Raw genomic sequence first — 21,144 nt, 5'->3', positions numbered from 1 at the left:
GGCGTTAAGGCGATTTAGATACGCCTCATTAACCATGCTTTGACGAATAGCTGGTCAACTGCCGATTACGGCGGCGTCAGCGTCGCGGCGTTTGGTGGAAAGTGAAGCGTATGAATAGGGCACGCATTGTCGTCCTGACGGTCGCCATCTGCGCCGGCGGTGTCGCCGCGTATCTGGCGAGCGGCTCGGACAATTCTGCGCCGCCTCCGGCTCCGGTCGCGCAGCTTCCCACCGTCGACGTCCTGGTCGCCAAGAACGACATCGGCCTCGGCCAGACCGTCAAGCCGGAAGACGTGCAATGGCAGACCTGGCCGTCCGCGACCGCCAGCGCCACCTTCATTCGCCGCAACGAGCGCCCCGAGGGCGTAACCCAGGTCACCGGCTCGATCGCACGATCCCCCTTCATCCAGGGTGAGCCGATCCGCGACCAGAAGCTGGTCAAGGCGGAAGGCTCCGGCTTCATGGCAGCAATCCTGCCCACCGGCATGCGGGCGATCTCGACCGAGATCTCGCCGGAAACCGGCGCAGGCGGCTTCATCCTCCCCAACGACCGCGTCGACGTGCTTCTGACGCGCCGTCTCAAGAACCCGGACCAGAACAGCGGCGCTCCCGATGTGGTCACGTCCGAGATCATCCTGGCCAATATCCGCGTCCTGGCCATCGACCAGGCGCCGAAGGAGAAGGACGGGCAGAACGCGGTGGTCGGCAAGACCGTCACCCTCGAGCTCAATCCTGCGCAGACTGCGACGCTCTCCTCGGCACGCCAGAGCGGCACGCTGTCGCTGGCGTTGCGCAGCATCGTCGACGTCAAGCTGAGCGAGATCACGCTCGATGATTCCGCGCAGAAGCGCGATGGCGTCTCGATCATTCGGTACGGTATCCCAAGCTCGACGGCGAAGGCACGATGAGGACTGTCGACATGAAATGCAGGGCGAATTTGGCGACGATGCGAACCTCTGTGGTCCGCGCCCTGTCGTTTTCGGCCGCCGTCGCGCTCGCGCTCAACCCGGTGCTGACCCCTGTGGTCGCCGCCGATTATCGCCCTGTGGCGCAGGCTGCGGCCGACGGTCAGATGAACGCGCGATTCCTCTCGCTCGGCATCGGCAAGTCGATCGTGATCGACCTTCCGCGTGACATCAAGGACGTGCTCGTCGCCGATCCCAAGATCGCCAATGCGGTCGTCCGCTCGGCGCAGCGCGCCTACATCATCGGCGCCTCGATCGGCCAGACCAACATCGTGTTCTTCGATTCAGCCGGCCAGCAGATTGCGGCCTATGACATCGCGGTCAAGCGCGACCTCAACGGCGTGCGGGCCGCGCTGAAACAGGTCCTGCCGAATTCAGACATCCAGATCGACGGCCTAGGCGACGGCATCATCCTGACCGGTTCGGCCGCGAATCCAGCCGAAGCCCAGCAGGCCAACGACCTCGCTGCGCGCCTCGCCGGCGGTCCCGAGAAGGTCGTGAACTCGATCGTGGTCCGCGGCCGCGACCAGGTCATGCTCAAGGTGACAGTCGCCGAAGTGCAGCGCAGCATCATCAAGCAGCTCGGAATCGACCTCACCGCCAACCTCAGCTACGGCACCTCGGTCGTCACCTTCAGCAACTCCAATCCGTTCACGGCTCTCGGCCATAACCTCGTCGACAGTAACAACCTGACCACCAAATTCGGCGGGGCGCCGTCGGTGCAGGCCACCCTGCGAGCGATGGAAACCGCGGGCGTGATCCGGACGCTGGCCGAACCGAACCTGACCGCGATCTCCGGTGAATCGGCAACATTCATCGCCGGCGGTGAATTCCCGGTGCCCGCCGGCTACGCGTGCGACCCCACCACGCACGTTTGTACCACCCAAATCAGCTTCAAGAAGTTCGGCATCTCGCTCAACTTCACCCCCGTCGTTCTCACCGAGGGCAAGATCAGCCTGCGGGTGATGACCGAGGTCTCTGAGCTCTCGAACGAGAACGCGATCACGCTGTCCCAAGCCGTGACCTCGACCTCGGTCAACTCGCTTACGGTGCCCTCGATCAAGACCCGCCGCGCAGAAACCTCGCTGGAAATTCCCTCCGGCGGCGCGATGGCGATGGCCGGCCTGATCCAGCAGCAGACCAAGCAGGCGGTCAGCGGACTGCCGGGTCTGATGCAGCTCCCGGTCCTCGGCACGCTGTTCCGCAGCCGCGACTTCGTCAACAACGCGACCGAGCTGGTCGTGATCGTGACGCCCTATATCGTTCGCGCAGTTGCGCAAAAGGATCTGTCGCGGCCGGATGATGGCTTCTCCGCGCCTGCGGATCCGCAGGCCGAACTGCTCGGCAACATCAACCGCATCTACGGCGTGCCCGGCCGGAGCGAACCGGCCAAGAACTACCGTGGCACCTACGGCTTCATCACCGACTGAGGCGGAACGGGGACTTCATGAAGATCACTAGACCACCCCAGATTCGCAGGCGCGCCATCCACCTCGGCGGCGCGCTCGTCGGCATGGCGCTCGCCCTTGGCGGTTGCCAGCACGACGAAGCGGTCACGGCCTCCATTCCCGACGACTACAAGCAGCGCCATCCGATCGCCATCGAGGAGCAGAATCGCTCCATCGTCGTCTTCGTCGGCCATGCCCGCGGCGGCTTGACCGCGGCCCAGCGCGCCGACGTGATGGGCGTCGCTTCGGCCTGGATGCACGAAGGCACCGGCGCGATCCGGATCGACGTGCCGTCCGGCACGCCCAACGCGCGTCCGGTCGCGGACACCATGCGTGAAATCCAGGCGATCCTGTCGGCGGCGGGCGTTCCGCCGCGCGGCGTCAGCGCCCGCTCTTACCAACCGGAGGACAAGCGCTTCCTGCCGCCGATCCGGCTCACCTATTCCAAGATCGCGGCGGTCGCGGGCCCCTGCGGCCTGTGGCCGGAAGACATCGGCCCTTCGATGAAGAACAAGAGCTGGTTCGAGAACAAGGACTATTACAATTACGGCTGCGCCTATCAGCGCAACCTCGCGGCGATGGTCGACAATCCGTCGGATCTCGAGCAGCCGCGGCCCGAAACGCCGTCCTACACGCCGCGGCGGACCGCCGCGTTCGAGAAGTATCGCAAGGGAATGCCGACGGCGGTCGCCTATCCCGAGGCCGACAAGGCCAAACTCAGCGACACCGGCAGATGATCAGCTACGCTCGCCAGCCCCAAGAAGAACAGTCCGAGGCATCGCTCCCGCCGGTCGAGGAGCATATTGCGCCGGCGCCCCGCGTTTCCGTCCAGGCTTTCTGCGAGACCGTGGAAACGGCGGCCGCCGTGCAGTCGGCCGGCGAAGATCGCCGTCTCGGCAAGGCCCATCTGAAGATCCAGATGGGGGGTATGGCGGCTGCGGTCGAAGCCTACCGCTCGGCACCCACGCCGAACGTGATCGTGCTCGAAAGCGACGGCCGCAACGACCTGCTGGGCGGGCTCGACCATCTGGCGACCGTCTGCGACGCCGGCACCCGCGTGGTCGTGATCGGCCGCATCAACGACGTCACGCTCTACCGCGAGCTGGTGCGCCGCGGCGTCAGCGACTACGTGCTCGCGCCGGTCGGCGCGATCGACGTCGTGCGCTCGATCTGCAACCTGTTCTCGGCGCCGGAAGCCAAGGCCGTCGGCCGCATCATCGCCGTGGTTGGCGCCAAGGGCGGCGTCGGCGCGTCAACTATCTCCCACAATGTTGCCTGGGCGATCGCCCGCGATCTCGCGATGGACGCGGTCGTCGCCGACCTCGACCTCGCCTTCGGCACGGCCGGGCTCGACTATAACCAGGATCCGCCGCAGGGCATTGCCGACGCCGTGTTCTCGCCCGATCGCGTCGACACCGCCTTCATCGACCGCCTGCTGTCGAAATGCACCGACCACCTCAGCCTGCTGGCGGCGCCGGCGACGCTCGACCGGGTCTATGATTTCGGCGCCGACGCCTTCGACGCCGTGTTCGACACGCTGCGCTCCACCATGCCCTGCATCGTGCTCGACGTTCCGCACCAATGGTCGGGCTGGACCAAACGCGCCCTGATTGGGGCGGACGACATCCTGATCGTGGCTGCGCCCGACCTCGCCAATTTGCGCAACGCCAAAAACATGTTCGATCTCCTGAAAGCCGCGCGCCCCAACGACCGGCCGCCGCTCTACTGCCTGAACCAGGTCGGCGTGCCGAAACGGCCCGAAATCGCCGCGGCGGAGTTCGCCAAGGCGATCGAGAGCCAGCCCGTCGTCTCGATCCCGTTCGAGCCGCAGATCTTCGGCTCGGCGGCCAATAACGGCCAGATGATCGCGGAAATCTCGGCCAACCATAAGTCGATCGAGATGTTCCTTCAGATCGCCCAGCGCCTGACCGGCCGCAGCGAAACGAAGAAGCAAAAATCGTCCCTGCTTTCACCCCTGATTGACAAGTTGCGGGGAAAATAGGCCGCCGCATGGAGTTTTTAAGTGTTCGGTAAGCGTAGCGGAACAGACGCCGACGCCCGGGCCCCGAAGCCCGGTGCCGTGTCGCCAGAGCCTGCCCAGGCTCCGGCGCCCGCCGTGTCGCGCTTGCCGCAGCCGACAGTCTCGTCGCCGCCGCTTGCCCCGGCGAAGCCTGCGCCGACCATGGAAGCCCGCCGCTCGGACAATTATTACGAGGTCAAGGCGACCATCTTCGGCGCGCTGATCGAAGCCATCGACCTCGCCCAGCTCGCCAAGCTCGATTCGGAGTCCGCGCGCGAGGAAATCCGGGACATCGTCAACGAGATCATCGCGATCAAGAACATCGTGATGTCGATCGCCGAGCAGGAAGAGCTGCTCGACGACATCTGCAACGACGTCCTCGGCTACGGTCCGCTGGAGCCGCTGTTGTCGCGCGACGACATCGCCGACATCATGGTCAACGGCGCCGACACCGTCTACATCGAGGTCGCCGGCAAGATCCAACGCACCGGTATCCGCTTCCGCGACAATCAGCAGCTCCTCAACATCTGCCAGCGTATCGTCAGCCAGGTCGGCCGGCGCGTCGACGAATCCTCGCCGATCTGCGACGCGCGCCTGGCCGACGGCTCCCGCGTCAACGCCATCGTGCCCCCGCTGTCGATCGACGGCCCCACGCTCACCATCCGCAAGTTCAAGAAGGACAAGCTGACGCTCGATCAGCTCGTCAAGTTCGGCGCAATCTCGCCGGAAGGCGCGGAAATCCTCCAGATCATCGGCCGCGTCCGCTGCAACGTGCTGATCTCCGGCGGTACCGGCTCGGGCAAAACCACGTTGCTCAACTGCCTGACCAACTACATCGAGCACGACGAGCGCGTCATCACCTGCGAAGACGCCGCCGAACTCCAGCTCCAGCAGCCGCACGTAGTGCGACTGGAAACCCGCCCGCCCAACATCGAGGGCGAAGGCCAGGTCACCATGCGCGAACTGGTGCGCAACTGCTTGCGTATGCGTCCCGAGCGCATCATCGTCGGCGAAGTCCGCGGACCCGAGGCGTTCGACCTGCTCCAGGCCATGAACACCGGCCATGACGGCTCGATGGGCACGCTGCACGCCAACAATCCGCGCGAGGCGCTATCGCGCTGCGAATCCATGATCACGATGGGCGGCTTCTCCCTGCCTTCACGCACCATCCGCGAGATGATCTGCGCCTCGATCGACGTCATCGTCCAGGCAGCGCGGCTGCGCGACGGTTCGCGCCGCATTACCCACATCACCGAAGTGATGGGCATGGAAGGCGACACCATCATCACCCAGGACGTCTTCCTCTACGACATGGTCGGCGAGGACGCCAACGGCAAGATCATCGGCCGGCACCGGTCGACCGGAATCGGCCGCCCGAAATTCTGGGAACGCGCCCGCTATTACGGCGAAGAGAAGCGCCTTGCCGCGGCGCTCGACGCCGCGGAAGTGGCGCCGCCGACGTGAGCAGGTCAGCACAGCCATGAACATGCAAGTCCTTGCCCTCACCTTCCTTGCCACCGCGACCGTCGGCGGCCTGGCCTGGGTCTTCCTTTATCCGATGCTGTCCGGGGAACGGAAGGCCGAGAGCCGCCGCGCCTCGATCTCGCGCGCCGAGGCGCCCACGGCCCGCGCCGCCGAGAAGACGCAGCGCTCGCGCCGCGAGCAGGTCGAAACCTCGCTCAAGGATCTCGAGGCGCGGCGCCAGCAGGAGAAGAGCGTATCGCTCAGTGTTCGCCTGTCGCAGGCCGGCCTCGACTGGACGCCGCAGAAATTCTGGATCGCATCCGCCGTCGTGGCGGGCGTGCTGTTCGCAGTCGCCTTGTTCATCGGCGGCGGCCTGCTCGGTGCCGCCGGCTTCGCTTTTGCCGGCGGGCTCGGTCTGCCCCGCTGGGCGCTCGGCTTCCTGAAGAAGCGCCGCGAAAACAAGTTCCTGGCCGCCTTGCCCGATGCCGTCGACGTCATCGTCCGCGGCATCAAGGCGGGCCTGCCGCTGTTCGAATCGATCAAGGTGGTCGCCGCCGACGCGCCAGAGCCGCTACGCTCCGAGTTTCTGTCCATCATCGAGACGCAGGCGATCGGCATGCCGCTCGGCGAGGCCTGCACGCGACTCTACGATCGGATGCCGCTGCCCGAGGCCAATTTCTTCGGCATCGTCATCTCGATCCAGCAGAAATCGGGCGGCAACCTCTCCGAAGCGCTCGGCAACCTCTCCAAGGTGCTGCGCGACCGCAAGAAGATGAAAGAGAAGATCCAGGCGATGTCGATGGAAGCCAAGGCCTCGGCCGGCATCATCGGCTCGCTCCCGCCGATCGTGATGTTTCTCGTCTACCTCACGACGCCGGGATACATCTCGATGCTTTGGACTCATCCCACCGGCCAGCTCATGCTGGTCGGCTGCGTCGTCTGGATGTCGATCGGCATCATGGTGATGAAGAAGATGATCAATTTCGACTTCTGATGGTGCCTTATGGTAGAGTTCCTCGTTGCGAAACTTCACGACGTTCACTTCATGACGATGCTGCTGGCGGCCATCGCCGCCAGCGCCACCGTCTATACGCTGGTGATGCCGCTGTTCGCCGGCGAGGGCCTTTCCAAGCGCATGAAGGCGGTTGCGAACGAACGTGAGCGCATCCGGCAGCGCGAGCGCGAGCGCCTCCACAAGAGTGAAAAAGTCTCGCTGCGACAGACGCCGAAGCAGCTCGTCTCGAAGGTCGTCGATGACTTCAACCTGACCAAATGGCTCGCGCAGGAAGCTGCGCGGGACAAGCTCATCATGGCGGGCTATCGAGGCCAGGCGCCCTACATCACCTTCCTGTTCGCCCGCCTGGTTGCCCCGATCGTGCTATTCGTCGGTTCGGTCATCTACGTGTTCCTGATCGCGCACATGCAGCAGTCGTTGCCGATCAAGATCGGCATCTGCGTCGGTGCGGCCTATCTCGGACTTCAGGCGCCAATGCTGTTCCTCAGGAACGCGATCTCCAAGCGCCAGCTCTCGATCAAGCGCGCCTTTCCCGATGCGCTCGACCTGCTCCTGATCTGCATCGAATCCGGCATGTCGGTCGAGATGGCGTTCCGGAAGGTCGCGGTCGAAATCGTGAGCCAGTCGATCGCGCTGTCCGAGGAGTTCACCCTGACCACGGCCGAGCTGTCATATCTGCAGGATCGCAAGGTCGCCTACGAGAACCTCGCGCGGCGCACCGGGCTCGAGGGCGTCAAGTCGGTATGTCTCGCGCTCCAGCAGGCCGAGCGTTACGGCACCCCGCTCGGTCAATCCTTGCGGGTGATGGCGCAGGAAAATCGCGACATGCGCATGAACGAAGCCGAGAAAAAGGCCGCAGCACTGCCGCCGAAGCTGACGGTACCGATGATCCTGTTCTTCCTGCCGGTGCTGTTCGTCGTCATCCTCGGGCCGACGGGGATCAAGGTCACCGAGATGCAATGACGTTAGACGCGGACCGCGCACGGTCCGCGGGCGCCTTCAAGATTGGAAGATCAAGACTCGAAGATCACGTCTGATCAGTCGGGCTGGCCGAGCGAGGCGACCGGAATCCGCTTCGGCGCACCCCGCCGGACGTCGTTGCGGGTCAGCATTTCCTTGAGATAGGCGACGTTGGCCACAGCCTGGTCCGGCGGCAGGTCCGCTTTCACGATGGTCTCGGCTTCGGCGAAGCGGCCCTGGAGACCGACGACCAGACCGAGATTCTGCCGCACCCGCGCGTTTGCGCGCGGCGAGGCATAGGCTTGCCGCAGGGCGTCTTCGGCCTTCGGCAGGTCTCTCGACAACATATAGGACAGGCCGAGATTGGAGAGCACACCGGGATCGCCAGGCGCGATCTTGAGCGCGCTCGCATAATAGGAGCGCGCTTCCTCGTGACGGCCCATCTGATCGAGCGCCGTCCCCTGTACCGAGAGCAGGCGCCAATCCGGGTTATCGGGCGAATGCGCCTTCGACAACACGTCGAAGGCTTGCTGGAAATTGCCGTTGTCGGAGAGCGCGCGGCCGTATTGGGCCATCAGCGCCTTGTTGCCGGGATTGGCGATGGTCGCCTGCTCGAGCACGGCGGCGGCCTGGGCGTGCTGGCCGTTGGCGCGCAAGGCCTGACCGTAGGCGAGCGCCGCATCGGCGTCTTTGGGATTGGCACGATAGCGCTCGCCATAGACTTCGGCAGCACGCGCGGGATCGGTGGGAGCGGCTTCCGCTCGCGGCCCGACCGAGCCCGTGACGTCGGAGAGTTTCGACATCGCCGTGCAGCCGCCGAGGCCCATGGCCACCGCCGCGACCAGCGAGGTGGACGCGAAAAGCCGGGCAAGACTGAGCCGTCCAAGACTGAACCGTTCAAGACCGAACCGTTGACGCATGACGCTTTGACTCTCGAGCCGATTGATCGAGCCGAACGCGCCAGCAATAGACTGTTAACCCTAACGGCCGGTTAATTCCCCGGACCCGCGTCCCTCACTGCGGCGCCGGCGGCGGGACCTTGCCGCCGAGACCCGGATCGAGACCGAGCGCCTTTGCCTGCTCGTTCAGGTCTCGCAGCAATTGCAATCGTTGCCGCGTCTCGATCTCGAGATCGATACCCGGGCGCGCCACCCTCGGCAATTCGCGCCGAAGGTCGTCACGATTGACCAGACGCCTCGCGCGGAGCTCGTCGAGCTGAAAATCGTCGATGCCGAGCACATTTGCAGATTGTTCGATCAACCGACGCAGCAGCGATGTCACCGTGGCCGCGGCGTCGACCTCATGCTTGCGTGCGGATCTCGATAACTTGCTTTCGAGATCTGCCCAGACGTGGGAGGTGACGAGATAGACGTGGAGCAAATCGGCCCAATCCGCCTCGCCATCGGCATAGAAGGCGCGGCGCAGCAGGAGCCGGCGGGCGAATGCCGCGACCTGATCCCGTTTCAGCGTCGTGCATGCGTCGATCTCGATGCCCGACTGGACGGCCGGATCTCGGGAAAAATCCCGCCCGGCCGGCAGCCCGACGACGCCGTGCGGCAGGTTGGAATCGAGGAGCCTGAAGACACCATCCTTGCGCGGACGTGAGTAGCGGGCGATCGCGAAGCGATACTCGGTGCGGCCGTCATGGGACATCGGGTGGGACATCGGGCCGAAATGGATGACGTTGAAGCCGGCGTCGTCACCGGCCTGCCCGGTCGATGATGGACAGGACAAGACGTAGATCGTGCGCCAGAATGCTTCATCGCTCTCGCTCGACATGGCGCGCGGATCGGGAATCGAATAGCGCGTCAACCCTTCGACATGCCGGTGTCCGTGCAGAACCAGATCGACGTTGAGCGATGTCGCCGCTTCGAGGAAGGTCGCGGGCGCGGCGAGATACATCAGCGGTTCGTCGGGCACGCCGAGAAACCGCTTTCCTTCTCCGGTCGCCTGCGGCAGTGGATGATGGTGCAGCGCCAGCACGCGCACGAGGTTTTCCACCGGCTCGGCATAATCGGCGCGGCCGCCCGAGCCGAGGCTGCCCGCGAGCTCGACGCTCAGCCGCGCGGAATCCGAAACCATGGCGTGATAGGCGCTCTGGTCGACGTTGCCGCTCGCGAGCGTCGTGAGGCTCGCGCGGTTGGAATCCAGCAGCACCAGATCGAGGCCGGCCTGACGGTAGTAGACGCTCTTCGAGGTCCGCGGCAAATGCAGGTAATCATAGACGTCGTAGCGGCCTGCACGCTGGCTCGAGCGCTTGACGTCGTGATTGCCGGCGATTGCCTGGATGTCGGTGAACAGCCCGGTCTGTCGGAAGGACGCAATGACTGCGAGCGCTTCGTCGAGCGCAGGCGGCGTCGGGTCGTCCACGATATCGCCGGTGATCAGCAGGATGCGATCGGGAATGTCCGCGAAGTCCGCCATCCTCTCGCGAATTGCGGCATTGAGCGTCTCGATCGTCGCAAGCAGTCGACCAGACCCGTCCAGATGCAGGTCGGAAATCTGTACGATGACGAACGATCTATCCATTTTGCGTCGCTCATTTGCGAATGTCGCGCCGCGCAAACGATGAGAGAAATGCCTTCGACGATCAGGTTCAGGCCGGTTTCAACTCAGGCCGTGATGAGCCAGGTAGCAATGACTTTCGCCACGTGCAGAACCCGCACGACACAATCTAAAATATTGGCCAATAATGCCACAACCGCAGCGCTAGTAAAGCCCCGCGGCCGCTCGCGCGAACCGCGGATCTTGGCATGAGATACGGGCCCGCCCGATGATGGTTTCGCACACTTGATCAATATTCGATGGCGAGCCGCTTGCGGATTTCGTCAATGCGCTTGTCCAGTGCATCGAACCGCGCGTGAACGGAGCGGTCGTGGAGATAGAAGGCGTAACCGCCGGCAAGGAACGCGAATATCCAATGATGATGCTCGACATAGCCAAAAATCGCCTCGACCGCCTGGCCGATGAATGTGACCACGCTCCACACAAATTCCATTGCATTTCCTCCCGGCCGGCTTTGTCGTCGGCCGCCGGAGATCTCCGCACCCGACGGCCGTTGCCGGAACCTAGCATGGCCCCCTTGCTGCGAGTAGCGGATCGCTGAACGGTGGCAGCAAAGCTGATTGCGGCGGCGGCAAAACTCTGCGAAATCTCGTCCGTTCGTATGACCCGCTCGATCTGGATCCGGACCCGCCAATGCCTTCTGTCTTCGAGACGTCGCCTACCGCCATCCCGATCACCTTCGTCACCAAGTCGAGCTGGGATCAGGTCGCCGAGGGGCTACCGGCGGCGCAACGCCAGTTCGCCATTGCGAGCGCCTTTACCGCAAAGCCGGGCGGCTATCTCGCGCTGCCCGCGCTCGATGGCGCGATCGCGCAAGTGCTGTTCGGGCTCGAGGACGAAGGTGCAAGATCGCGCGACCTGTTCCGACCGGGCGCCCTGCCCGGCCTGCTGCCGCCGGGCATCTATCGCTTCGCCAATGCACCGCACGATGCACGGCTCGCCGCACTCGCCTTCGCGCTCGGCAGCTACCGCTTCGCCCGGTACCGCAAGGCGGATCGCCCCGAGGTCCGCCTCGTGCCGCCCGACGGCGTCGACGCGACCGAGATCAACCGCATGGCGGACGCCGCAACACTGGCGCGCGACCTCATCAACACGCCGGCCAATGACATGGGGCCGGAGGAGCTGGCCGCGGCCGCGCAGGATCTCGCCGCCGAATTCGGCGCAAGCTTTGCCTGCACCATCGGTGATGACCTGAAGGCGAATTTTCCGCTGATCCACGCTGTCGGCATGGCATCTAGCCGCGCTCCGCGGCTGATCGACATCGGCTGGGGCGACCCGGCGCATCCCAAGGTGACGCTGGTCGGCAAGGGCGTCTGCTTCGACACCGGCGGGCTCGACCTGAAGCCTTCGAGCGGCATGCTGATCATGAAGAAGGACATGGGCGGCGCCGCCAACGTGCTGGCGCTGGCGCGCATGGTGATGGATGCGAAGCTGAAGGTGCGACTGCGCGTGCTGATTCCGGCCGTGGAGAACGCGGTCGCGGGCAATGCCTTCCGCCCGCTCGACATCTTCACCTCGCGCAAGGGCATCACCGTCGAGATCGGCAATACGGACGCGGAGGGACGGCTGGTGCTCGCCGACGCGCTGGCGCTGGCGGACGAGGAAAAGCCGGACCTGCTGATCGATCTCGGCACGTTGACGGGAGCGGCACGCGTCGCGCTGGGGCCGGATTTGCCGCCCTTTTACACCAATGATGAGGCGCTGGCCGCCGACGTCGCACGATGCGCGGCGAGGGAGAACGATCCGTTGTGGCGCATGCCACTGTGGCCGCCTTACGATGCGTGGCTGGACTCCAAGACGGCCACCATCACCAACGCACCGTCAGGCGGCTTTGCCGGCTCGATCATCTGCGCGCTGTTCCTGCAACGCTTCGTCGAACAGGCCAAGAGCTGGCTGCATGTCGACATCTACGGCTGGACGCCGTCGGCGAAGCCCGCACGCCCCGAGGGCGGCGAGTGCCAGGCCGCGCGCGCGATCTACACATTGCTGAGCGAGCGCTATGCGTGATCCGGGACGAGATCCAAGGCTGACACCGTCGCGAGGCGACCTCGCCGCGAAGTATCTCGAAGGCACGGTGCAGGCGGATCGCTTCGTCACGGGCGAGGAATTCGAGATGATCGAGGCGATCGCGCCCGTGCGCGAGCAGCCGTCGCCGAACGCGATGCTGATGACGCAAGCGTTGCGCGGCGAGCGCGTCACGGTCTACGATCGCAACAGCGAAGGCTGGGCATGGGGTCAGCTTTCCGGTGACGGCTATGTCGGCTGGCTGCCGGACGCAGCGCTCATGAAGCCTGCGGCCGCGCCGACCCACATAGTCAGGGCTTTACGAACCTTTGCCTTCCCCGGCCCCTCGATCAAGCTGCCGCCGGCGGACACGCTGGTGATGGGATCGAAGATCGCGGTTGCACGCGAGGACGGCAGCTTCGCCGTGACGGGCGACCGACACTATCTGCCCAAGGCCCATCTCGCCCCGCTTGGCCATCGCGAGCCGGATTTCGTCGCAGTCGCCGAGCGTTTCGTCGGCACGCCCTATCTCTGGGGTGGCAAGAGCAGCCTCGGCGTCGATTGCTCCGGCCTCGTCCAGATCTCGCTGACATCAGCGGGCATCGGCTGCCCGCGCGACAGCGACATGCAGCAGGCCGGCCTCGGCCGCGCGCTGGAGCCGCATGAGCGGAGCAGCTTGCTGCGCGGCGATCTCATTTTCTGGAAGGGTCATGTCGCCATCGTCCGCGACGCCGACACTATGGTCCACGCCAATGCGCATCACATGGCAACGGCGATCGAGCCGATCGAGCCGGCCATCGCAAGGATCAAGCAAGCCGGCAGCGAGGTCACCGCGATCAAGCGGCTCTGACGGACGCTAAGTCGCCGCAGACCCATTCCCCGCCGTCTCCAGCCGGAACGCCGCCGCAAACAGCGCGCGCGTGTAATCCGTCTTCGGGTTCTTGAAGAGCTCGGCGGCCTGGCCTTCCTCGACCACCTTGCCGCCGCGCATCACGATCAGATGGCTGGCGAGCGAGGCGACGACGCGCAGATCGTGCGAGATGAACATGTAGGTGAGATCGCGCCGGCGCTGCAATTCACGTAGCAGATCGACCATTTGCGCCTGAATCAGCATGTCGAGCGCACTGGTCGGCTCGTCCAGCACGACGAAATCCGGCTCCAGCACCACCGCCCGGGCGATGCTGATGCGCTGGCGCTGGCCGCCGGAGAATTCATGCGGATAACGGTGGCGGGTATCCGGCTTCAGTCCGACGTCCTCGAGCGCCTTGACGACGCGCTCCTCACGCTCGCCGCGCGAGAGCTGCGGCTGATGCACGGTGAGGCCTTCGGCAACGATGTCGGCGACCGACATGCGCGGGCTGAGCGAGCCGAACGGATCCTGGAACACGATCTGCATGTCGCGCCGGAACGGCCGCATCTCCTTGAAGCGCAGGCCCTGGATATCCTTTCCCAGGAACACAATGCGTCCGTTCGACGAGATCAGCCGCAGCAATGCGAGCCCCAGCGTGGTCTTGCCCGAGCCGGACTCGCCGACGACGCCAAGCGTCTCGCCCTTGCGCACGGCGATGCTGACACCGTCGACCGCCTTGATGTGACCGACCGTCTTGCGCATCAACCCGCGTTTGATCGGAAACCAGACTTTCAGGTCGTCGGCCGACATCACCACCGGCGCATCCGGCTGCGGCGGCGCCGGATCCGGCTTCGGCTCCGCGGCAAGCAGGTCGCGCGTGTAAGGATGCTTCGGGGTCTTGAACACTTGCTCGACCGGCCCCTGCTCGACGATCTCGCCGCCCTTCATGACGCAGACCTGGTCGGCGATGCGGCGCACGATGCCGAGATCGTGGGTGATGAAGAGCAGGCTCATGCCGAGGCGACTGCGGATCTCCGCGAGCAGCGTCAGGATCTGCGCCTGCACGGTGACGTCGAGCGCCGTGGTCGGCTCGTCCGCGATCAAGAGGTCAGGCTCGTTGGCGAGCGCCATCGCGATCATCACGCGCTGACGCTGGCCGCCGGAGAGCTGGTGTGGATAGCTCTTCAGCCGCATTTCAGGCTCGGGAATGCCGACCTGCGTCAGCAATTCCAGCGTCCGCCTGCGCGCCTCGGCATTGCTGGTCGGATTGTGCAGCTGGATGATCTCGCCGATCTGCGCCTCGATCGTGTGCAGTGGGTTGAGCGAGGTCATCGGCTCCTGGAAGATGATGGAGATGTCGCTGCCGCGAATCTCCCGCATCTCCTGCTCCGACCGGTCGATCAGTTCCTGGCCCTTGAAGTGGATGCTGCCCGAAGGATGCGAGGCGTTCGGATAGGGCAACAGCTTGAGGATCGAGAGCGCGCTGACCGACTTGCCGGAGCCGGACTCGCCGACCAGCGCCACGCACTCGCCGCGCCTGATCTGGAACGAGATCTTGTCGACCGCGAGCGTGGTGACGCCGCCCTGGTGGAAGGCCACCGAGAGCTCGCGCACGCTGAGCAGGGGCTGGTTGATCGCGTCCATTGGCTTACCTGAACGTCTTGCGCGGATCGAACGCGTCGCGCACGGCCTCGCCGATGAAAATCAAGAGCGACAGCATGATGGCGACCGAGAAGAAGCCGGAGAAACCGAGCCAGGGCGCCTGCACGTTGGACTTGCCCTGCGACAGCAGCTCGCCGAGCGACGGCGAGCCGGGCGGCAGTCCGAACCCGAGGAAGTCGAGCGCCGTTAGCGTCATCACCGAACTCGACACGATGAACGGCAGGAACGTCATGGTCGCGACCATCGCGTTCGGCAACAGATGCCGGAACATGATGACCTTGTTCGACACGCCGAGCGCCCGCGCCGCCTGGATATACTCGAAATTGCGCCCGCGCAGGAATTCCGCGCGCACGAGTCCGACCAGCGACACCCAGGAAAACAACAGCAGGATGCCGAGAAGCACGAAGAAGCCGGGCACGAGCACCGACGACAGGATCAGCAGTAGATAGAGCGAAGGAATCGCAGTCCATATCTCGATGAAACGCTGGAACAACAGGTCGATCCAGCCGCCGAAATAGCCCTGCACCGCGCCGGCCGCGATACCGACGATGGAGGAGACGATGGTCAGGCAGAGGCCGAACAGCACCGAGATGCGGAAGCCGTAGATCAGCCGCGCCACCACGTCGCGGCCCTGATCGTCGGTGCCGAGCCAGTTGTATTCGAGATCGCGGCAGCTCTTGAGGCCTTTCTTCTCGACGACAGGCTTGCATTGCGCTTCCGTCAGCATCCAGGTCGGCTTCGACGGCGCCGGCGTCGGCAGATCGAGATTGTGGGTGTCGTAGGAATAGCGGATCAGCGGCCAGACGATGCTGCCACCCTTGTCCTTGATCAACTTCTGCAGATAGGGATCGCGATAGTCGGCCGCCGTTTCGAAATCGCCGCCGAAAGTGGTTTCCGAATAGGTGACGACGGAGGGCCAATAAAGGTGGCCATCATATTTGATCAGGAACGGCCGATCATTGGCGATCAGCTCGGCGAACAGCGACACCACAAACAGGATCAGGAAGATCCAGAACGACCAATAGCCGCGCCGGTTCGCCTTGAAATTCTGCCAGCGGCGCCTGTTGAGCGGCGACGGCACGAACGGTTTGCGCGTGATCGGCACGGCATTGCCGAGCGGCGACTTCGCAGTGGTTTCGATCGGCGTGGTGGGGGCGGCCAGCGTCATCAGACCTCCCGCGCCTCGAAATCGATTCGCGGATCGATCCACATATAGGTCAGGTCAGAGATCAGGTTGATCACGAGGCCGACGAGCGAAAAGATGAAGAGCGTGCCGAACACCACGGGGTAGTCGCGGTTGAGAACGCTCTCGAAACTGAGCAGTCCCAGTCCGTCCAGCGAGAAGATGGTCTCGATCAGAAGCGAGCCCGAGAAGAAAGCGTGAATGAAGGTCGAGGGAAAGCCGGCGATGACGATCAGCATCGCGTTGCGGAAGACGTGGCCATAGAGCACCCTATTCTCGCTGCAGCCTTTCGCGCGCGCGGTCATCACGTATTGCTTGCGGATCTCGTCCAGAAACGAATTCTTTGTCAGGAACGTCATGGTGGTGAACGCACCGAGCCCCATGGCGATCAGCGGCAGCGTCAAATGCCAGAAATAATCGATGATCTTCCAGTACCACGGAAATTGCGACCAGCCGTCTGACGTCAGTCCGCGCAGCGGGAACCAGTTGAAGAACGAGCCACCGGCAAACAGGATGATCAAGAGGATCGCGAACAGGAACCCGGGTATGGCGTAGCCGAGCACGAGCACGCTCGACGTCCAGGTGTCGAAGCGCGTCCCGTCCCTGACCGCCTTGCGGATGCCGAGCGGAATCGAGATCAGGTAGGTCAGCAGCGTCAGCCATATGCCGAGCGAGATCGAGACCGGCAACTTCTCCTTGACGAGTTGCAGCACGCTGACATCGCGAAAATAGCTCTTGCCAAAATCGAAGCGGGCGAAATTCCAGACCATCAGTGCGAAGCGCTCCGGGGCCGGCTTGTCGAAGCCGAACTGCACTTCCAGCTTTTTGATGAAATCGGGATCGAGGCCTTGCGCGCCGCGATATTTCGAATTGATAGCGTCGCCGCCAGCGCCTAACTGCCCCGGGGCGCGTTGCGCAAAGTCGCTGCCGCCCGAAATGCGCGAGGTCCCGCCGGTATCGGCGCCCGAGAGCTGCGCGATCACGCGCTCGACCGGCCCGCCCGGCGCGAACTGCACGACGATGAAGGAGACGAAGAGGATCCCGAGCAAGGTCGGGATCATCAGCAGGATGCGGCGGGCGATATAGGCGCTCATGGCTGTTTCGCCTGCTCGAGCCTGGCGGCCTTGCCGCCCTCGTACCACCAGATGTCGGGGGCACCGACGCCGTTGGCATAACGCGGCGGCTTCTGCGGATGACCGAATTGGTCCCAATAAGCAAGCCGGTGCGTCTTGTTGTACCATTGCGGCACCCAATAACGGCCGGCGCGGAACAGCCGATCGAAGGCCCGGCAGGCGACGGTCAAGTCCTCGCGATTGTCCGCCGCCATGATCTTCTCGATCATGGCGTCGATGGCCGGACTGGCGACGCCCGCGAGATTATAGGAGCCCTTGGTCGCCGCGACCTGCGAGGAAAAGAACGCGCGCATAGCATCGCCCGGTGTCGCCGACATGCTGAAGCGCTGGATCGTGATGTCGAAGTCGAAATCTTCCTGGCGCGCCTTGTATTGCACGGCATCGACGAGGCGCACGCTCGCTTCGATGCCGAGCGTCGCGAGATTCTTGATGTAGGGCGCATGGTGCGGCTGGAACGAAGCCTCGTCCAACAGGAATTCGATCCTGAAGATCTCGCCGTTCGGCAGCACCCTCTTGCCGTCCTTGATCGGCAGGCCGGCGTCGCTGAGCAGTTGCTGCGCCTTGCGCAGCAGGCTGCGGTCCTGCCCGGAGCCGTCCGAGACCGGCGGCGTGAACGGCGCAGCGAACACCTCGTCGGGAATCTGGCCGCGAAACGGCTCCAGCAGCTTCAGCTCTTCCGGCGGCGGAGGCCCGTCGCTCGCCATGAGGTCCGAGTTCTGAAATGGCGACACCGTGCGGGCATAAGCACCGTACATGATGGTCTTGTTGGTCCACTCGAAGTCGAAGGCGTCGATCAGTGCCTCGCGCACGCGGGGATCCCGGAACTTGTCGCGCCGCGTGTTGATAAACCATCCTTGCGCGCCGGAGGGCGTGTCGTCGGGCACGACCTCCATCTTGACGCGACCGTCCTTCACCGCAGGGAAGTCATAGCGGGTCGCCCAGATCCGAGAGGTGAACTCCTCGCGATAGAGATAGTTCTTACCGGTGAAACCTTCGAAGGCGACATCGCGGTCGCGGTAGAATTCGTAGCGCACGACGTCAAAATTGTAGCTGCCGCGACAGGGGGGCAGATCGGCAGCCCACCAATCCTTGACGCGCTCGTATTCGATGTAGCGGTTGACCTCGAACTTGCCGACCTTGTACGGCCCCGAACCCAACGGGATCTCCAGAGACGTTTCGTCGAACGAACGGGAGGCATAGTAGGCTTTCGAGAAGATCGGCAGACTCGCCACATAGAGTGGCACGTCGCGCGCGCGTCCCTTGGCGAAGGTCACAACAAGCGTCGCATCGTCAACAGCTTCCGCGCTGACCATATCGCGCATCTGCACGATGATCAGGGGATGGCCCTTCGTCTTCAGCGACGTCAGCGAAAACGCCGCGTCGTGCGCGGTCAGCTTGGTGCCGTCGTGGAACTTCGCCTCGTGCCGCATCGTGAAGCGATAAACCAGCTTGTCTGCCGATATCTTTACAGACTTGGCGGCAAGCCCGTACATCCCGTCCGGTTCGTCATTGGCTCGCACCATCAGCGGCGCAAACGTCATGTCCATGCCCTGCGCGCCATCGCCTTTGAGGATGAAGGCATTGAGCGAGTTGAAGGTTTGGTAGGACTGGTTGTAGGCGCGCACCGACGGAATCAGCGAGAAGGTGCCGCCCTTCGGCGCGTCGACATTGACGTAGTCGAAGTGATGGAAATCGGCGGGATATTTGAGGTCGCCGAAGGCCGACATGCCGTGGGCCTCGGCGGGCATCTCGGACGCTGTCGCGCCCCGGAGCCAGGAGACGCCGAACGCGCCACCGGCACCCAAGGCCAGCACATGCCGGCGTGAAAGCTGCGCCATGCGGAGAATGTCCTTCACGACTTCTTTGCGATCCGCGCCGCCTTGTCCGCGTCGTACCACCAGATGAACGGAAAGCCGGACTGACCGTATTTGGGTAATTCCGCCGGCCGGCCGAACCGATCCCAGCGCGCGGTGCGGACCTTCGTATAAGTCCACTGCGGCACGACGTAGTGATTCCACAGGAGCACGCGGTCGAGTGCCTTGGTTGCCGCGACGAGATCGTCGCGACCCTTGGCGTAGATCACCCGCTCGATGAGCTTGTCGACAGCTGGATTCTTGATGCCGGTAATATTGCGTGAACCGGCGATGTCGGCCGTCTTCGAGGACCAGAATTCGCGCTGCTCGTTGCCCGGCGACTGCGACTCGCCCCAGGAGTTGGTGACGATGTCGAAATCCCACTCGCGCGTCCTGTTCTCGTACTGGGTGGGATCCACCGTCCGCACGCTGACGGCAATGCCGAGCCGTTCTAACGAGGGCTTATAGAACAGCGTGATCCGCTCGAAACTCGGATCCGAGTTCAGCAACTCCAGGGAGAACTGGGTGCCGGTCTTGACGTCGATCAGCTTGCGGTCGCGCACCTCGTAGCCGGCTTCCTTGAACAGGCGCAGCGCTTCGCGCAGATTGTCGCGCACGGCTTCCGGACTGCCGCCGACTGGATTGGTATAGGCCGTCGTGAAGACTTCGGGCGGAACCTCGGCGCGGACCGTCTCGAGAATCTCGAGCTCCTTGCCCTGCGGCAACCCGGTCGCCATCAGCTCATCGATGCCGTCGAAATAACTGCTGATGCGCTTGTACTGGCCGTAGAAGATCTGCTTGTTCATCTCCTCGAAGTCGAACGCGTAATTGAGCGCGCGTCGCACGCGCGGATCCTTAAACTTGGCGCGGCGCAGGTTCGGCACGAAGGCCTGCATGACACCCGAGCTGCGATTGGCGAACTCCTCGAGGATCACGCGCTTTTCGGTGACGGCCGGGAAGTCGTAGGCTGTCGCCCAGTTCTTCGCGCTGTTCTCGGTGCGCCAATCGACCTGATCGGCCTTGAAGGCCTCGATCGCCACGGTGGCGTCGCGGAAATACTCGTAGCGCAGCTCGTCGAAATTATTACGGCCCACATTGGCCGCGAGGTCGCGCCCCCAATAATCTTTTACGCGCTCCAGCGCGATCGACCGTCCGGCAACGAATTCCTTGACCCGGTAGGGGCCCGAACCCAGCGGCACTTCGAGCGTGGTGGCGGAGACATCGCGCTTGCGGCCCTGCGCGTCGGTGCCCTCCCACCAATGCTTCGGCAGGACTGTGAGCTGCCCGACGATCTGCGGCAGTTCGCGGTTGCCCGGCGCGTCGAACACGAATTTCACCTCGCGCTCGCCGACCTTCTCGGCCTTCACCACATGGCTGTAATACGCCGAGTACTGCGGGTGGTGCTTCTTGAAGGAATCGAGCGAGAAGATCACGTCATCCGCGGTAACCGGCTTGCCGTCGTGCCATTTGGCTTGCGGCCGCAAGCGGTAAGTCACGAAGGAGAAATCATCCGGATGGCTGACGGCCTCGGCCAGCGCGCCGTATTCGGTCGAGACTTCGTCGAGCGCGGCCGTCGTGAGGGATTCGTAGATGAATGCTACGGCGCCGGCGACTTGCCCCTTCACACCGGAGACGACGATGTTGAAATTGTCGAATGTGCCGACGGCGATCTGGCGCGCGACGCCGCCTTTTGGCGCTTCCGGATTGACGTAGTCGAAGCGCTTGAAGTCCGCGGGGTATTTGACCTGTCCGAACAGCGACAGAGCATGGCGCCAGGTGGGCTCGTTGGCGGATTGCGCGTGTGCCACGCCGACGGCGGGAAGGCCCGCTACGGAACCAAGGGCGGGGAGCGTTACGGCAGCAGTGCCAGTGAGCAGGAGATCGCGTCGGGTAAGGGCCAAATCAACATTCCTGTCTTGAAGGAGGCTACTCCTTTAAGTTCCCAATATAGGCGAGGTTTCGACGGAATATGTTGCTTTTTCCTCATCTTGGAAGGCCGGCTGGCCGATCGCTGCGGCCAAA

At 63.9% G+C, this 21,144-nt stretch carries 17 protein-coding genes; 9 read left to right on the top strand and 8 right to left on the bottom strand.

The window, feature by feature from the left end:
- Window positions 1-110 precede the first annotated feature (110 nt).
- Genes cpaB through AC0L3A_RS27360 form a run of 7 tightly spaced genes read left to right on the top strand, consistent with a single transcriptional unit; the run spans window position 111 to window position 7,875 of the window.
- Entirely contained in the window at window positions 111-908 is a 798-nt protein-coding gene (gene cpaB / locus AC0L3A_RS27390) for a Flp pilus assembly protein CpaB (RefSeq protein ID WP_007599779.1), read from the top strand.
- 11 nt (window positions 909-919) lie between these two features.
- On the top strand, window positions 920-2,395 hold the full coding sequence (locus AC0L3A_RS27385) for a type II and III secretion system protein family protein (protein ID WP_007599778.1): 1,476 nt from the start codon (window positions 920-922) through the stop codon (window positions 2,393-2,395).
- 17 nt (window positions 2,396-2,412) lie between these two features.
- A complete protein-coding gene (locus tag AC0L3A_RS27380; protein ID WP_007599776.1) occupies window positions 2,413-3,150 on the top strand; it encodes a CpaD family pilus assembly protein in 738 nt (245 codons plus the stop codon).
- Window positions 3,147-4,415 (top strand): CpaE/TadZ family protein, encoded by a 1,269-nt coding sequence (locus AC0L3A_RS27375; protein ID WP_007599774.1) that lies wholly within the window; start codon window positions 3,147-3,149, stop codon window positions 4,413-4,415. The genes AC0L3A_RS27380 and AC0L3A_RS27375 overlap by 4 nt, the downstream gene beginning before the upstream one ends.
- Window positions 4,416-4,436: 21 nt before the next feature.
- Complete coding sequence (locus AC0L3A_RS27370) at window positions 4,437-5,897, top strand: CpaF family protein (RefSeq protein ID WP_354159461.1); 1,461 nt, start codon at window positions 4,437-4,439, stop codon at window positions 5,895-5,897.
- A 16-nt stretch (window positions 5,898-5,913) separates the two neighbouring features.
- Window positions 5,914-6,891: a type II secretion system F family protein gene (locus AC0L3A_RS27365; protein WP_473255473.1), complete on the top strand. Its 978-nt coding sequence runs from the start codon at window positions 5,914-5,916 to the stop codon at window positions 6,889-6,891.
- Between the two features lie 9 nt (window positions 6,892-6,900).
- Window positions 6,901-7,875, top strand: a complete 975-nt coding sequence (locus tag AC0L3A_RS27360) for a type II secretion system F family protein (RefSeq protein WP_007599767.1) — start codon at window positions 6,901-6,903, stop codon at window positions 7,873-7,875.
- Window positions 7,876-7,949: 74 nt separating this feature from the next.
- On the opposite strand, the gene AC0L3A_RS27355 is transcribed toward AC0L3A_RS27360, so the two are convergent.
- From AC0L3A_RS27355 to AC0L3A_RS27345, 3 genes are all read right to left on the bottom strand, one after another.
- A complete protein-coding gene (locus AC0L3A_RS27355) occupies window positions 7,950-8,792 on the bottom strand; it encodes a tetratricopeptide repeat protein (protein ID WP_007599765.1) in 843 nt (280 codons plus the stop codon).
- Window positions 8,793-8,886: 94 nt separating this feature from the next.
- Window positions 8,887-10,401: a metallophosphoesterase family protein gene (locus tag AC0L3A_RS27350; protein WP_473255472.1), complete on the bottom strand. Its 1,515-nt coding sequence runs from the start codon at window positions 10,399-10,401 to the stop codon at window positions 8,887-8,889.
- 265 nt (window positions 10,402-10,666) lie between these two features.
- Window positions 10,667-10,870 (bottom strand): hypothetical protein, encoded by a 204-nt coding sequence (locus AC0L3A_RS27345; protein ID WP_007599763.1) that lies wholly within the window; start codon window positions 10,868-10,870, stop codon window positions 10,667-10,669.
- Between the two features lie 200 nt (window positions 10,871-11,070).
- Here AC0L3A_RS27345 and AC0L3A_RS27340 point away from each other — a divergent pair, with 200 nt between their 5' ends.
- Window positions 11,071-12,444 carry a leucyl aminopeptidase family protein gene (locus AC0L3A_RS27340; RefSeq protein WP_473255471.1) on the top strand — a complete coding sequence of 458 codons (1,374 nt, stop codon included), beginning with the start codon at window positions 11,071-11,073 and terminating at the stop codon, window positions 12,442-12,444.
- A complete protein-coding gene (locus AC0L3A_RS27335) occupies window positions 12,437-13,291 on the top strand; it encodes a C40 family peptidase (RefSeq protein WP_473255470.1) in 855 nt (284 codons plus the stop codon). The genes AC0L3A_RS27340 and AC0L3A_RS27335 overlap by 8 nt, the downstream gene beginning before the upstream one ends.
- Before the next feature lie 6 nt (window positions 13,292-13,297).
- Here AC0L3A_RS27335 and AC0L3A_RS27330 read toward each other — a convergent pair whose 3' ends face one another.
- Genes AC0L3A_RS27330 through AC0L3A_RS27310 form a run of 5 tightly spaced genes read right to left on the bottom strand, consistent with a single transcriptional unit; the run spans window position 13,298 to window position 21,023 of the window.
- Window positions 13,298-14,935, bottom strand: coding sequence for an ABC transporter ATP-binding protein (locus tag AC0L3A_RS27330; RefSeq protein WP_473255469.1), 1,638 nt, complete (start codon window positions 14,933-14,935; stop codon window positions 13,298-13,300).
- Window positions 14,936-14,939: 4 nt separating this feature from the next.
- Window positions 14,940-16,121, bottom strand: coding sequence for an ABC transporter permease (locus tag AC0L3A_RS27325; RefSeq protein WP_007599755.1), 1,182 nt, complete (start codon window positions 16,119-16,121; stop codon window positions 14,940-14,942).
- Entirely contained in the window at window positions 16,121-17,230 is a 1,110-nt protein-coding gene (locus AC0L3A_RS27320) for a microcin C ABC transporter permease YejB (protein WP_007605353.1), read from the bottom strand. Before AC0L3A_RS27320 ends, AC0L3A_RS27325 begins: the two co-directional genes overlap by 1 nt.
- Window positions 17,227-19,107, bottom strand: a complete 1,881-nt coding sequence (locus tag AC0L3A_RS27315) for an extracellular solute-binding protein (RefSeq protein WP_473255468.1) — start codon at window positions 19,105-19,107, stop codon at window positions 17,227-17,229. The genes AC0L3A_RS27320 and AC0L3A_RS27315 overlap by 4 nt, the downstream gene beginning before the upstream one ends.
- Window positions 19,108-19,121: 14 nt before the next feature.
- Window positions 19,122-21,023, bottom strand: a complete 1,902-nt coding sequence (locus AC0L3A_RS27310) for an extracellular solute-binding protein (protein WP_007599751.1) — start codon at window positions 21,021-21,023, stop codon at window positions 19,122-19,124.
- Window positions 21,024-21,144: the final 121 nt, after the last annotated feature.

This window comes from Bradyrhizobium sp. MI1.3 (genome assembly GCF_055811695.1).
The sequence above is the reverse complement of the archived record's forward strand: the minus strand, read 5'-3'. Positions and strand labels throughout refer to the sequence as shown.

Bases quoted from the DNA above. Each gene is read 5' to 3' on its own strand.
- cpaB (WP_007599779.1), top strand. From the start codon at position 111: ATGAATAGGGCACGCATTGTCGTCCTGACGGTCGCCATCTGCGCCGGC.
- AC0L3A_RS27385 (WP_007599778.1), top strand. From the start codon at position 920: ATGAAATGCAGGGCGAATTTGGCGACGATGCGAACCTCTGTGGTCCGC.
- AC0L3A_RS27380 (WP_007599776.1), top strand. From the start codon at position 2,413: ATGAAGATCACTAGACCACCCCAGATTCGCAGGCGCGCCATCCACCTC.
- AC0L3A_RS27375 (WP_007599774.1), top strand. From the start codon at position 3,147: ATGATCAGCTACGCTCGCCAGCCCCAAGAAGAACAGTCCGAGGCATCG.
- AC0L3A_RS27365 (WP_473255473.1), top strand. From the start codon at position 5,914: ATGAACATGCAAGTCCTTGCCCTCACCTTCCTTGCCACCGCGACCGTC.
- AC0L3A_RS27360 (WP_007599767.1), top strand. From the start codon at position 6,901: ATGGTAGAGTTCCTCGTTGCGAAACTTCACGACGTTCACTTCATGACG.
- AC0L3A_RS27355 (WP_007599765.1), bottom strand. From the start codon at position 8,792: ATGCGTCAACGGTTCGGTCTTGAACGGTTCAGTCTTGGACGGCTCAGT.
- AC0L3A_RS27350 (WP_473255472.1), bottom strand. From the start codon at position 10,401: ATGGATAGATCGTTCGTCATCGTACAGATTTCCGACCTGCATCTGGAC.
- AC0L3A_RS27345 (WP_007599763.1), bottom strand. From the start codon at position 10,870: ATGGAATTTGTGTGGAGCGTGGTCACATTCATCGGCCAGGCGGTCGAG.
- AC0L3A_RS27340 (WP_473255471.1), top strand. From the start codon at position 11,071: ATGCCTTCTGTCTTCGAGACGTCGCCTACCGCCATCCCGATCACCTTC.
- AC0L3A_RS27335 (WP_473255470.1), top strand. From the start codon at position 12,437: ATGCGTGATCCGGGACGAGATCCAAGGCTGACACCGTCGCGAGGCGAC.
- AC0L3A_RS27330 (WP_473255469.1), bottom strand. From the start codon at position 14,935: ATGGACGCGATCAACCAGCCCCTGCTCAGCGTGCGCGAGCTCTCGGTG.
- AC0L3A_RS27325 (WP_007599755.1), bottom strand. From the start codon at position 16,121: ATGACGCTGGCCGCCCCCACCACGCCGATCGAAACCACTGCGAAGTCG.
- AC0L3A_RS27320 (WP_007605353.1), bottom strand. From the start codon at position 17,230: ATGAGCGCCTATATCGCCCGCCGCATCCTGCTGATGATCCCGACCTTG.
- AC0L3A_RS27315 (WP_473255468.1), bottom strand. From the start codon at position 19,107: ATGGCGCAGCTTTCACGCCGGCATGTGCTGGCCTTGGGTGCCGGTGGC.